This is a genomic window from Candidatus Peregrinibacteria bacterium (assembly GCA_016220175.1).
Classification (GTDB): Bacteria; Patescibacteriota; Gracilibacteria; order CAIRYL01; family CAIRYL01; genus JACRHZ01.
The window spans coordinates 1-12,608 of sequence record JACRHZ010000007.1 but is presented as its reverse complement, the minus strand read 5'-3'; the positions used below and the strand labels follow the sequence as shown (position 1 = coordinate 12,608).

Below are 12,608 nucleotides of genomic sequence, written 5' to 3'. Positions count from 1 at the left end.
TTCTTATATGTTCTGCTTTGAATAGTATGACTGCTCTCGGAATGCCAAAAAGTTACAAAATAGTATGAAAACCTTAGAAAAAGAAAATTGCTCTTTCCTGAGTCTCTATATTATGATTTGTGCAACAAAGCCATTACGAATAAAACAACCCATTACAAGTCGTCAATTCTGAGGCAACCGAAGAAATTTATAATTTTTTCATGAAAGTTACTGTAGCAAGAATACAAAAATTCTCAATTTTTCATTTTCTAATTCCCTGTTATACTTCGCCTGGAAATTTTCACACTTTCACATTAGTTTCTATGAAAAAAATTGCCATCAATGGATTCGGTCGAATTGGGCGAATGGTTGCCGAAATTCTCCTTGAAAAATATTCAAAAGAAGTCGAACTCGTTGCTATAAATGATCTTACAGACACAAAAACCCTTGCACATCTTTTTCAATTCGATTCCACATACGGAAAAAATGATGATGAAATTACGTTTGATGAAAAAAATATTATTGTTGATGGGAAAAAAATTCATGTTTCTGCCGAAAAGGATCCCGCCATGCTTCCTTGGAAAGATCTCGGAGTTGAGGTCGTTCTCGAATGTACGGGATTTTTTACCAAGCGCGAAGCGATGGAAAAACATCTCAAGGCTGGAGCCAAAAAAGTAATTCTCTCCGCGCCAGCAAGTGACGAAATTGATGGTACTTTTGTCGTTGGAGTGAATGAGAAGACCTATGATCCCAAAAAACACCATTTGATTTCAAATGCTTCTTGCACAACCAATTGCCTCGCGCCACTTGCGAAAGTTTTGGATGAAGTTTTTGGAATTGAAAAAGGACTGATGACGACTATTCACGCCTATACTGGCGATCAACGACTTCTGGATTCTCCTCACAAAGATTTGAGAAGAGCGAGAGCCGCTGGGCTTTCTATGATTCCCACGACGACCGGTGCTGCAAAAGCCGTTGGTCTCGTGCTTCCAAATCTTAAAGGAAAACTCAATGGATTTGCCATGCGTGTTCCTACTCCGACGGTTTCAGTTGTAGATATAACGGTTCTCGTCAAGAAAGAAACATCAATTGAGGCAGTGAATACGGCGCTAAAAAAGGCTTCAGAATCAAATTTAAAAGATATTCTTGGATTTGAAGAAAGGCCACTTGTTTCCTCTGATTTCAAAAAAGATCCACGATCCTCAATTGTCGATGCCGCAATGACAGAAGTCATCGGGGGGAATCTTGTAAAAGTTATTTCATGGTATGACAACGAATGGGGATATGCGAATCGACTCGCCGATCTCACAGTGCTCGTCTAATTTTTTTCTAAAAGAATAACTTTTCTTGCATTTTCTCGAACTCGCGCTCGTGTTTTTCCAACTCTTTTGATATCCTTTCCCCGCTTTTAATATCTTTCATGAATCCAGAGAAGAATGTTCCGAATGATCCAGAACAAACACAAGGAAATTCAGGAGACGAGTTTGTTACTGATGAATTTATAGGAATACAAACCAAAACGAAGTCAGGAAAACTTCTGAAGCTTGATACAGATGTTTTTTATGAGGCAAAGCTGGCAGAAAAAAAACAGAAGGAGCTTGAGATCAGCCAAGCAATGAGAAATAAAGGCGGAATCATCCGTTTTTTTCTCGAGCTTCTCGTGATTCTCCTTATTGTTTCTGGAATTCGAGCATTTATTGCGACGCCATTTCAAGTTGATGGAGATTCCATGAGAGATACTTTGTATAATGAAGAGCGTATATTTGTGAATAAAATTTCAACATATTCGGGGAATATTAAAAGGCAGGAAATTATTGTTTTTCGTCCACCGTATGCCAGTATGATTGCCAAAAGGGGACCAATATGCGCATTAAAAGAACTTTTTTCGAGCGAATCAGATCTTCGCAAACTTTGTGGAACGGAGCCGCAACATTTTATTAAGCGTGTTATTGGTCTTCCGGGCGATACTCTTGAGATTAAGGGGGGAAAAGTATACCTTCTTGATGAAAGTGGCGCTCAAAAAATGTTTAGAGCACTTAATGAGTCGTATCTTAACAAGGAAAATGCCGGAAAAACGTGTTTTAATTCGAGTTGTACTTCAAAAAGAGATGTTGATGGCGAAAGATTTGTGGTGCCAGCAGGAGAATACTTTGTTTTAGGGGATAATCGTCTCCATAGCTCCGATTCGCGTTCGGCTTTTGATACGGGTTCATCTTTTAATCGAGGAACGCCAGAGCCATTTGTTCCGCTCGAAAATATTGTTGGAACTGTTCGGGTCATTCTTTGGCCGCCATCACGATGGGAGTGGTTTTCAGAAATGGAATAGCAAAATACTTATTTCCTTGATTTTAAGAAGGCATGATGTCTTTTTCTGATGACATACTCGTCTTTTTTTGAGATGATGAAAGTACGGTTCACTCAACTTTAGTATGAGATTTTTAAAAGATGTACAAAAAGTGGCAGGGATTCTCTTTTATACTCTTGGAGTTTTTCTTTTTGCAGCATTTCTTTTTTGGAAAAATGATTTTTTTGTGTACGAAACGGAAGTTTTTTTGAGATACGCAGACTTACCATTTGCCTTTCTCGCACTTCTCTATGGTGGAGTCAGTCTCCGCATTTCTCTTGCGGGCTCCCTCCGCGAGGAGAATACGCCACCTGAAGAAAGTGATGATGATGCAGGAGAGCAGCCCGTAATTGATGCTGTTCTCATTGTTATTGGATGCCTTATCTTCTTTGGATTTGTATATTTTGATTTTGCATTTCCAAATATTCTCTAAAAAACTCGGAAAAGAACTTGAGTCTAAATGGAAAACACATTAGACTTCGGGCGCGTTCTTTCCTGTACCGTATTTTAATTTTCGGGGAGTAGCTCAGTTGGTAGAGTGCACGGTTTGGGACCGTGATGTCGCAGGTTCGAATCCTGTCTCCCCGACCAGGAGAATGAGCAACATAGGTGGGTAGCTCAGTTGGTAGAGCATCGGTCTCCAAAACCGAGTGTCGCAGGTTCGATCCCTGTCCCACCTGCCAAACCCGAGTGTCGTCCGCCCCGGCGGATCCCACCTGCCATGAGAGTTCGTAAAGCATGTTTTAGAGAAAATCTTTTGCCATTCTGGAGTTCTCATTTTTTTAAGCTATGGTACAATTTGGTCAAGTTTTTTTTACGACATGATTTTCCCAGAAGAAATTCGAAAAATCGCTACACTTGGATATTTAGAACTTACTGAAGCGGAAGTAGAAAAATATTCTAAAGAGCTCTCAGAAATTTTGGGATTTTTTGAGGCGCTTCAAGAAGTGAATACTGAAGGTATTATTCCAACGGCTCAAGTAACGGGACTTCATGATGTCCTCCGCGAAGATATTTTTGAGAACTGCGAATATTCAGAAAAACTTCTCACTTCTTCTCCAAATCCAATACACAAATCCCAAATTCAAGTGAAAGCAGCTCTCTAATTCTGATGTTTATGTCGATTACACAAATTTTATCGGAATACCTCTCGGGAAAGAAAACAGTTCTTCGGGAAGTCGAAGAACGATTCGGCATAATTGAAAAAAAAGATTCAGAAATTGGAGCATTTTTGTCGCTTCGAAAAGAAAAAGCTCTTGAAGAAGCAAAAGCAATTGATGCGAAAAAAGATTTTTCGAAGCCACTGAGTGGTATCACTGGAGGGATTAAGGATCTTATTTGTACAAAGGGAGAGCGAACAACAGGCTGTTCCAAAATCCTCGAAAATTTTGTGCCGTCGTACGATGCAACGGTAATCAAAAAACTCAAAGCTGCTGGATACGTTTCTCTTGGGAAAACAAACTGTGATGAATTTGGAAATGGTTCATCCACTGAATACTCTGCATATCAAATCACGAAAAATCCTCAAGATACTTCTCGTGTTCCGGGCGGATCTTCCGGTGGTTCTGCTGCAGCTGTTGCGAGTGGAGAATGTACTTTTGCTCTCGGAACCGACACTGGAGGTTCAGTTCGTCAGCCAGCAAATTTCTGTGGAATTGTCGGGATAAAAGCGTCGTATGGTCGTGTATCGAGATATGGTGCTCTTCCGTATGCATCAAGTTTTGACACGATAGGACCATTTGCTGAATCAGTGGAGGATGCGGCAAGAGTTCTTGAAGTTATTGCGGGAAAAGATCCAAAAGATTCCGCTACAGTTGATGTTTCGGTTCCCAAATATACAGACTATCTTTCCTCAGATATTGCGGGGAAAAAAGTAGGAATTATTCGTGAATATTTGGAGGCGGAAGGACTCGATCCAGCAATGAAAAAAGTGGTAGAAAATGCCGCAGAAGTTTTTCGAAAAAAAGGAGCCATTGTCGTTCCCATTTCGCTTCCGCTCACAAAATATGCTGTCCCTACGTATTTTCTCCTCGCAAAAGCCGAAGCGTCAACAAATTTTGCGAGATATGATGGAATTCGATATGGTCATCTGGCGAAAAACACCAGTGATCTCAAAAGTGTGTATAAAAAAACTCGATCTGAAGGATTCGGTACGGAAATAAAAAGAGCAATTATGATGGGAACATATGTTCTTTCCGCTGGATATTATGATGCGTACTATCTGAAAGCGGCAAAAGTGAGAACTCTCATTATTCAAGAATATGCAAGCGCTTTTCGAGAAGTTGATGTGATGCTCACTCCTGTATCTCCATTTCTCCCATTTCAATTTGGAGAAAAGGCAAATGATCCGCTTCAAATGTATCTTGCCGATATTTTTACAGTTACGCCGAGCATTGCCGGCATTTGTGGAATTTCTGTTCCAACGGAAAAAATTGGAAATTTAAAAACAGGAGTGCAAATTCTCGGTCCACAACTCGGAGAGGAAAAGATTATAAATTTTGGATGGCATCTCGAACAAGAATTTTCCCCTTCGTGATGCCTCTTCGGCAAAAAATATTGAAAGAATATTAAAATTGATTGGAAAAAATAAAGATTTCAATTGTAAAATCTGTCGAGGTTCAGTAACATCATTCGCAAGTTACCATATTTTCCTATGACTAAAACTCAACATCCTAAGGTTTTGATTGTCGAAGATGATAGTCAAGTGCAAGGGGGAATTGTGCGGGCGTTCGAAAAGATTGGTTTTGATGTCGTTGTGAGCAATGAAGGAATGGAGGGGATTGTGCAAACAGTCGAAATGAAACCTGACGTTGTAGTGCTTGATCTTCTCATGCCACAAGTAGATGGTTACGAGTACATTTCTGCAATTCGAAAAAGTTCAAACATGAAAATACCTATTGTAATTTACAGTAATCTTTCTGATAGTGGGAGCGTTCAAAAGGCACTTGGGCTCGGCGCTAAAGCGTATTTTAAAAAGGTCGAATGTCCTCCAAAGGAACTTGCGGAAAAGGTGAGTGTTCTCATCGAGAAAAAGTAACTAATCTTCTCTCGAGTCATCTTTTTCCTGTTTCGGGTTCTTCCAGCTGGCGTAATCGCATTTTGGATATGTGTTACATCCCCAAAACACTTTTCCTTTTCGTGTCCTTTTTTCCACTACTTCTCCTTTTTTGCACTGAGGACATTTCATCCCCAGTTGTTTTTCAATCGTCTTAGTTGTTTTACATTTTGGATACTTGGAACACGCGAGAAACTCTCCGAATCGTCCGCTTTTCACGATCATATCTGATCCACATTTTTCACATTTTTCTCCTGCAAATTTTTCGCTGAGCGCTTTAATTTCTGCCTCCTTTTCCTCATCCACCTGAAGTGGGCGAGAATATTCACATTTGGGAAACGTAGAACAGGAAATAAATTTTCCAAATCTCGAAAGTTTCACCACGAGCTTATTTCCACATTTTGGACAGGGTTCCAAGTTTTCGTCTTGTTCTATAACCACATCCGCCTTAGAAACGGTTTTATTCTTGAGTTCAATTTGTTTATGGAAATTCGGATAAAATTGGTCGAGGAAAGTGATGTAATTTTGTTCGCCTTCCGCAATAGCATCAAGATCAGTCTCCATTCGGGCAGTAAATTTTATGTCCACAATCTCTGGAAAATGCTGAAACAGGAAGTCGTTCACCACATATGCAGTATCAGAGGGGAAAAGTGCTTTTCCTTCTTTTAAAACATATCCTCTCGCCATGATGGTGGAAATTGTTGGAGCGTATGTAGAAGGTCTTCCGATGCCTTCTTCTTCGAGTTTTTTTACGAGAGATGCTTCGGTATACCTCGCTGGCGGTTTCGTAAAATGTTGCTGAGGCTCAATTTTTTCCGGATAAAGCACTTCGCCTTTTTTGAGTGGAGGAAGAATATTTTCTCCCTCTTCATTTTTGTCATCATCAAGATCTTCTTGATAGAGCTTAATGAATCCGGGGAAGATAATCACTTGTCCTGTTGCGCGAAATGTATGCATTTTCTTTGTTCCAATTTTTCCTTCAACCAAGAAATCTACAGCAGTATTTTTGAGTTTTGCCTCGGCCATTTGGCAGGCGACCGTTCTTTTCCAAATGAGGGTATAGATTTTGATTTGGTCTGGAGTCAAAAATGATTTTACGTCATCTGGCTTTCGTGAAATTTCCGTCGGACGAATTGCTTCATGTGCTTCTTGTGCACCTTTTGACTTGGTTTTATACACTCGCGGAGATTCGAGACCATATTCTTTTCCATACTCTTTTTCGATAACTGATTTTGCATCAGAAAGCGCTTTTTGAGAGAGATTCACTGAGTCTGTTCTCATGTACGTAATGAGTCCGGAGCTTTCACTCGACTTTCCCTTCCCAAGAGATACTCCCTCGTAAAGCTGTTGCGCGATCTGCATTGTCTTTTTTACCGAAAACCCAAGCTTTCGTGAAGCTTCCTGTTGCAGAGTTGAAGTTGTAAATGGTGGAGACGGATTTCTTTTCGTTTCCTTTTCTTCCACTTCATCGACGACAAATGGCTGTTTATGAACAGCTTCTAAAACAGCTTTTGCTTCGGCTTCATTTTTGAGAACAATCCTTTTTCCATCGATTTTTTGGAATGTTGCTTCAAATTGTTTTGTATTCTTTTCTAAATGCGCTGTAAGTGACCAGCTTTCCTCTGGAGTAAACGCTTTTATTTCCCGTTCGCGTTCAACAATAAGCCGTACTGCAACACTCTGTACTCGACCCGCAGAAAGCCCAAATCTGATTTTTTTCCAGAGAAGAGGAGAGAGGCCATATCCAACAAGCCGGTCGAGAATTCGTCTTGCTTGCTGAGCATTCACGAGATTCATATCGAGATTTCTCGGATTCTCTATTGCATTGAGTATCGCCGATTTTGTGATTTCATGAAACACAATTCGCCGCACCGCATTTCCCTTTTTTGGCTTCAAAACCTCAATAATATGCCAACCGATGGCTTCTCCTTCGCGATCCTCATCGGAAGCAATCCAAAGAGTTGTTTTCTCATCGAGTTTATCCTTGAGTGCAGAAATAACCTTTTTCTTTTCCGGAGAAGAAACATAGAGTGGCATATACTTATTTTCAACATCAATTGCCAGCGTTGCATAGGGAAGAGCTTGCTCTTTTAGAGAAAGTTCAGACTTTTTTGAAGGAAGATCACGAATGTGACCGTATGAGGAAAGAACGGTATAATCGCTTCCCAAGAATTTTTGGAGGAGCTTCGCTTTTGTAGGCGACTCCACAATCACAAGATTTTTTGTCATTTCATCCGAAAATATGCATCGACGGAAAGGCTACTCGATCTGTCATCATAATGTCAAAGTTTTTCTGTCGACAGCGGAAGACAATTACGAATTTGGCGGAGTATTCTGAGAATTGATAAATCGAATGATTGAATCAGCACACATACCATTGACGAACTCATAAAAACACTTATAATTCGCGTCTATAATTTTATGGAAAAATGGGCGACTCAGAGACAAGTCAGGCGTCCCTTGATGGACAACGAGAGGCATTTTCCAGAATTGAGAACGTCGTAGAATTACGACAGGGTGAGCAGCTCCAAGCAGTTAGAAATCTTGTGGAATTAAACGATAAGGAGCTCAGATTATTAGTTTTGTTTTTAGAAGGGAAAACAAGAGGGCAAATAGCTGCTACATTAAATACGAGTGGGGGACACGTGAGTAATGAGCTTTCTTTACTTAGAAGGAGGTTCAGGGAAGCTCTCGAAGGTCATGAAGGACAACAAGATTCAGAAAATGTTCAATGGATTCGTCAAAATATTATTGAAGTAAAATTTGGACCGGAGAGAAAACCGAAAGAGAAAGCACCTCCAAAAACAAAAAAAGTAAAACGGAAGAGATCGCGACCAGAAGAGATTGAAACTGCAGAAACTAACCCGAATCTGCTACGAAATTATTTCAGGGATGCTGCTCAGTTTCCATTATTGAGTCGAGGTGAAGAAATAGTTCTTGCAAGAGAAATTCAAACCCGGAAAGTAAAATTAGCAGAAAATTTAGATAAACAAGAACGAAAGGCGGCGGAATGTGCTATGGCAGATTCTGTCGGAGAACTTGTGGAACATAATTTACGTTTTGTTATTTCTATTGCAAAAAAATATACCTGGTCTGGACTACCTCTCGAAGATCTTATTAATGAAGGAAATATTGGACTCATGAGGGCGGCAGAAGATTTTGATCCAGAGAGGGAAGTAAGATTTGCTACTTATGCGGTATGGCACATTCGACAAGCCATTAACCTGGCGATCGCTGATCAGGCTCGGACAGTTCGTATTCCAATCCATATGGTGACGAGGATTAACAAGATTATCAAAACACAGAGAGAACTCACCCAGAGACTCGGACGTGATCCTACTCAGGAAGAGCTTTCTGCAGAAATGGGTCTTAGTATTAGTGAAGTGAGAGAGATTCTTAAATTATGCCGGCAAACTCTTTCTCTTGAAAATCCAGTTGGTGAGGATGATGGAAAAATAGAAAACTTTGTTGAAGAGAGGTGCGAAACTCCTCCTGATGAACTGGTTCTTGAGCAGGAACGTGAGATTACTGTGGCAGAAATGCTAGAGACACTGACAGAACAGGAGCGAGAAGTTATTAGACTTCGATTTGCCTTTGGAAGTGAAGATCGCCTGACTCTTCAAGAGGTCGGGGATAGACTTGATCTCACCAGAGAAAGGGTAAGGCAGATAGAAGCAAAGGCGTTACGCAAGTTGCGACATCCATTGAAACGACAAAGATTAGCAGAATTATTTGATGAGTAATAATTGTGTTTCATTGCCGCGCCTACGAAATAATACAAAAAAAAGCGCGAACCGAAATTCGCGCCTTCCTGTTTCAATTGTGAAAAACCTACGCTGTCTTCTTCTTCCCGCCTGCTTCATCATTCTTCTTATCAAGCCCAAGATTCTTCCTGAGTTGCTCAGCTTGCGCATCTTCTTGCTGCTGTGCAGCCGGTTGAGTCATTTCGACTTCAAGATCTGCCCACTCCTGAGCGTGTTTCTCTTCGAGTGTTCGGAGCTGTTCCTTGTGCTTCACATCGAGCTCAGAGAATTTTCGTTTTTCTTCCTCCAAAATCTTAATGAGTTCATCAATTTGATATTGGCTCAGCTTTGGGACTGCCTCGATAATTCTTCGTTTTTCATCCTTCGTGAGGGAAATAGATCCCGAAAGAAGGCGCAAAAAGAGAAATTCATCAAATGTTAAGCTGTGTGTAGGAATTTTGATTCCGGTCTTAAAGCTCTTTTCATCGCGACCAAATGATCCAATTGGAGTAATTGGACCTTCATCAACTGGAGGTGGAGGAGGATATGCTCCTTGAGGATATCCGTATCCAGGAGGAGGCGGTGGAGGTGGTGGGTAATATGCTCCCGGTTGCCCTCCTCCTTGCTGTGGAGGATATCCGTATCCTGGAGGTGGATAATATCCATATCCCTGAGGAGGATATCCGTATCCTGGAGGTGGAGGCGGCGGGGGTGGTGGAGGTGGAGGCGGGTTTCCTCCGCCTGTTTGGGCATTAGGATCGTATGGATTTGGCGGGTTTGTAGTATCTGCCATATGAAAAAATGAAAGTTTTCAAGTAATTATAGCACAAAAATCACGAGAATTGAAGGGAAAAATTGAATTTTCTCGAGAAACAGCTTACTCTTTCTGGCGAAAATATTACAGGTATTCTTTCTTTTTTCAAGGTGGACATTTCAGAGCTTCGCAAAAAAATTGATGGAATTGATGCAGCTATTGTTCAGAATATCTCTGAGCGGTTCAAGATAGTTCAAAAGATTGCGAAAATAAAAAAAAGTCAGGGAATTCAAATTTTTCAACCGGAGAGGGAAGTCGAGCTTCTTTCTCAGCGGAGAAAACTCGCAAAAAAAATCGGAGTTTCAGAAAATCTTATTGAAGATATTTTTCGAAAAATTGTTCAGGAATCTCGAAAAATTCAATCGGAAGATGAAGCATCTCCACTCGGAATTTTCCCTTCATCCCTCAGATTTCAGAAAAAAGAACTTCCTCTTCGAAACATTTCTCTCCTCGATATTTTTGAAAAAATCGCATGTACTCAAAAAGATTTCTTTTTTCTCGAATCCTTAGGCGAAGATGAATGGAGTGAATATTCTTTTCTCGGATTTTCTCCTCATGCGATTATTTCGTCAAAAGAGGGAAAAATGTTTGTAAATGGAAAAGAATTTCTTATTGATTCGGAAAAAAATCCATTGGAGGCATTAGACCAGCTTTTCGCTCCATTTGCTGGAATTACTCAAGAAAAACGATTTCGTGGCGGACTTATCGGATATTTGGGAACAGAAAGCGCGAGATTTTATGATGCAAGTATTCCAACATCTTCGGAAAAAGGAGATTTTCCGGATTTTCTTTTTGGACTTTTTCTCGATGGGCTCGTGTATGATCGAAAACGTCAGGCGCTTGAATATTTCACGTGGCATGAAGATAGGTCTTCACAAATCCAAAAACTTCTCGCTCAAAAAATCTCTCCCAAAAAAATTACACAAAAATATGTGAAGAGTTCTTGCACTGATACAGAATTTGAAAAAATGGTGGAACGAATGAAAGAAGAAATTGTATCGGGAAATATTTTTCAAATTGTTCCCTCTCGGAAATTTGAATACGAGATTCATGGGTCCTTGTTGAATTTTTACGGAAGGCTGAGAGAAGTAAATCCTTCTCCGCATATGTATTTTTTGAAATTCGGGAAAATTCAGATTATTGGATCTTCTCCTGAGCTCGTGGGAAGAATAGAAGGAGAGCGCATTGAAACATTTCCCATCGCCGGGACGCGTTCTCGAGGAAAAACTCCGGAGGAAGATTCGGCAAAAGCTGCAGAACTTCTTGCTGATCCAAAAGAAGTTGCAGAGCACATGATGCTGGTGGATATGGCGCGAAATGATTTGGGAAAAGTGTGCGAGTACGGTTCTGTTGAGGTAAATCGTCTGATGTCGATTAAAAAGTTTTCACATGTTCAGCATATCGTTTCCGAAATTTCTGGAATTCTCCGAAAAAATATTTCCGCTCTCCGGGGAATAATAGCGAATTTTCCCATGGGAACGGTTTGTGGATCTCCTCGCATTGAGGCTATGAAAATACTCGTCAGAGAGGAAAAAGTTCCGAGAGGACCATACGGTGGAGCAGTCGGATTTTGGAGTTTCTCTGGAGATGCCACATTTGCTCTCGCTATACGTTCTCTTTTTGTGCACGGAGAAAAAGGTTTCTGCCAAGCGGGAGCAGGAATTGTGTACGATTCAGTTCCCGAGTTTGAGAGAAAGGAAGTCAACAAAAAATCGCAACATGTTCGAGAGATCTTGGAAGAATTCGAGTAAAGACGCGATTAATCGCGTCTTTACAGCATTTTCTCCACCGTATAACGTGAAAGAAACACGTATTCTCCCATTTCCAGATTTGGATCGAGTCGAAGTTTGGCAATTCGTACTCGTTTTAATTTGAGCACGCCAGTTCCAACTTTTCTCAGAAGTCGGCGAATTTGTCGATTTTTTCCTTCTTTCAGAGTGATGAGCATTCTTCGTTTTGTGAGACGCGTGATTTTTGGAGGAAGCGTTTTTTGTCCAAGAATGGGGATTCCTTCGCGCAATTTTTCGAGCATTCCGTCCGAAATATCATTCATGGTTTCAACAAGATATTCTTTCTCATGCTCAAAACTTGGATGCGTCAGGCGATAGGCAAAATCTCCGTCATTTGTGAGAAGGAGAAGTCCTGTACTCTCCTTATCGAGTCGTCCAACTGGATAGACTCTTTCTGAAATGCCTTTCAAGAGATCGAGAACAATACGTGGTTCTGCGTGAGTTCGATGTGTTGAACACACATATCCTTTTGGTTTATTCATGGCGATGTAGATGAGTTTTTCTTTTTTTTCCGCGAGAGTTTTTTCTGAAACCTCTACTGCATCTTTTTCCGGATCAATTTTAATGCCCATTTCCGTAACAACTTTTCCATTCACCTTCACCGCGCCCTCAGCAATAAGCCTTTCCGCTTCACGGCGGGACGCAATTCCAAGATCGGCGATGTGCTTGTGGAGGCGGATCATTTGCTTATGGTGAATTTCAGAGATACTATAGCGTATTAAATTAGGAAGTAGGAAGTATGAATTAGGAATGGCTTTGTTGCACAAATAAATTGTACGGGAATAGGAGTATGTCTAAGATGAGGAGGAACAATAACCTCTTTCAAAATGAAAAAGAAATCCTCACTTAGACAGAGATATCGTATCGCAAATTGGAAAGAGTA

The 12,608-nt window shown here is 40.7% G+C and carries 11 protein-coding genes and 2 tRNA genes; 10 read left to right on the top strand and 3 right to left on the bottom strand.

The features are described 5' to 3' along the window. Positions 1-302: 302 nt before the first annotated feature. The 8 genes from gap (at position 303) to HZA38_00675 (ending at position 5,360) form a co-directional block, all read left to right on the top strand. Positions 303-1,301, top strand: coding sequence for a type I glyceraldehyde-3-phosphate dehydrogenase (gap, locus tag HZA38_00710; GenBank protein ID MBI5414020.1), 999 nt, complete (start codon positions 303-305; stop codon positions 1,299-1,301). Between the two features lie 98 nt (positions 1,302-1,399). Continuing rightward, positions 1,400-2,305 carry a signal peptidase I gene (lepB, locus tag HZA38_00705; GenBank protein MBI5414019.1) on the top strand — a complete coding sequence of 302 codons (906 nt, stop codon included), beginning with the start codon at positions 1,400-1,402 and terminating at the stop codon, positions 2,303-2,305. A gap of 103 nt (positions 2,306-2,408) precedes the next feature. Continuing rightward, complete coding sequence (locus tag HZA38_00700; GenBank protein ID MBI5414018.1) at positions 2,409-2,756, top strand: hypothetical protein; 348 nt, start codon at positions 2,409-2,411, stop codon at positions 2,754-2,756. Positions 2,757-2,838: 82 nt separating this feature from the next. Continuing rightward, positions 2,839-2,914: transfer RNA gene (locus tag HZA38_00695), tRNA-Pro, on the top strand. Positions 2,915-2,930: 16 nt separating this feature from the next. Further along, positions 2,931-3,006: transfer RNA gene (locus HZA38_00690), tRNA-Trp, on the top strand. A gap of 138 nt (positions 3,007-3,144) precedes the next feature. Then, a complete protein-coding gene (gene gatC / locus HZA38_00685) occupies positions 3,145-3,429 on the top strand; it encodes an Asp-tRNA(Asn)/Glu-tRNA(Gln) amidotransferase subunit GatC (GenBank protein ID MBI5414017.1) in 285 nt (94 codons plus the stop codon). Between the two features lie 11 nt (positions 3,430-3,440). Continuing rightward, positions 3,441-4,859 (top strand): Asp-tRNA(Asn)/Glu-tRNA(Gln) amidotransferase subunit GatA, encoded by a 1,419-nt coding sequence (gatA, locus tag HZA38_00680; GenBank protein ID MBI5414016.1) that lies wholly within the window; start codon positions 3,441-3,443, stop codon positions 4,857-4,859. 117 nt (positions 4,860-4,976) lie between these two features. Then, positions 4,977-5,360: a response regulator gene (locus tag HZA38_00675; protein MBI5414015.1), complete on the top strand. Its 384-nt coding sequence runs from the start codon at positions 4,977-4,979 to the stop codon at positions 5,358-5,360. Here the strand turns inward: HZA38_00675 and topA are convergent, their stop codons facing one another. Continuing rightward, on the bottom strand, positions 5,361-7,607 hold the full coding sequence (topA, locus tag HZA38_00670) for a type I DNA topoisomerase (GenBank protein ID MBI5414014.1): 2,247 nt from the start codon (positions 7,605-7,607) through the stop codon (positions 5,361-5,363). It lies immediately after the preceding gene. A 200-nt stretch (positions 7,608-7,807) separates the two neighbouring features. On the opposite strand from topA, the gene HZA38_00665 reads away from it, so the two are divergent. After that, positions 7,808-9,121: a sigma-70 family RNA polymerase sigma factor gene (locus HZA38_00665; GenBank protein ID MBI5414013.1), complete on the top strand. Its 1,314-nt coding sequence runs from the start codon at positions 7,808-7,810 to the stop codon at positions 9,119-9,121. 88 nt (positions 9,122-9,209) lie between these two features. Here the strand turns inward: HZA38_00665 and HZA38_00660 are convergent, their stop codons facing one another. Beyond that, positions 9,210-9,914, bottom strand: coding sequence for a hypothetical protein (locus tag HZA38_00660; GenBank protein MBI5414012.1), 705 nt, complete (start codon positions 9,912-9,914; stop codon positions 9,210-9,212). 131 nt (positions 9,915-10,045) lie between these two features. Here HZA38_00660 and HZA38_00655 point away from each other — a divergent pair, with 131 nt between their 5' ends. Next, on the top strand, positions 10,046-11,686 hold the full coding sequence (locus HZA38_00655; GenBank protein MBI5414011.1) for a chorismate-binding protein: 1,641 nt from the start codon (positions 10,046-10,048) through the stop codon (positions 11,684-11,686). Positions 11,687-11,706: 20 nt separating this feature from the next. Here HZA38_00655 and HZA38_00650 read toward each other — a convergent pair whose 3' ends face one another. Continuing rightward, a complete protein-coding gene (locus HZA38_00650; GenBank protein ID MBI5414010.1) occupies positions 11,707-12,405 on the bottom strand; it encodes an rRNA pseudouridine synthase in 699 nt (232 codons plus the stop codon). Between the last annotated feature and the right edge of the window lie 203 nt (positions 12,406-12,608).

Coding starts and splice junctions, on each gene's coding strand:
- gap (MBI5414020.1), top strand. CDS start 303: ATGAAAAAAATTGCCATCAATGGATTCGGTCGAATTGGGCGAATGGTT.
- lepB (MBI5414019.1), top strand. CDS start 1,400: ATGAATCCAGAGAAGAATGTTCCGAATGATCCAGAACAAACACAAGGA.
- HZA38_00700 (MBI5414018.1), top strand. CDS start 2,409: ATGAGATTTTTAAAAGATGTACAAAAAGTGGCAGGGATTCTCTTTTAT.
- gatC (MBI5414017.1), top strand. CDS start 3,145: ATGATTTTCCCAGAAGAAATTCGAAAAATCGCTACACTTGGATATTTA.
- gatA (MBI5414016.1), top strand. CDS start 3,441: ATGTCGATTACACAAATTTTATCGGAATACCTCTCGGGAAAGAAAACA.
- HZA38_00675 (MBI5414015.1), top strand. CDS start 4,977: ATGACTAAAACTCAACATCCTAAGGTTTTGATTGTCGAAGATGATAGT.
- topA (MBI5414014.1), bottom strand. CDS start 7,607: ATGACAAAAAATCTTGTGATTGTGGAGTCGCCTACAAAAGCGAAGCTC.
- HZA38_00665 (MBI5414013.1), top strand. CDS start 7,808: ATGGGCGACTCAGAGACAAGTCAGGCGTCCCTTGATGGACAACGAGAG.
- HZA38_00660 (MBI5414012.1), bottom strand. CDS start 9,914: ATGGCAGATACTACAAACCCGCCAAATCCATACGATCCTAATGCCCAA.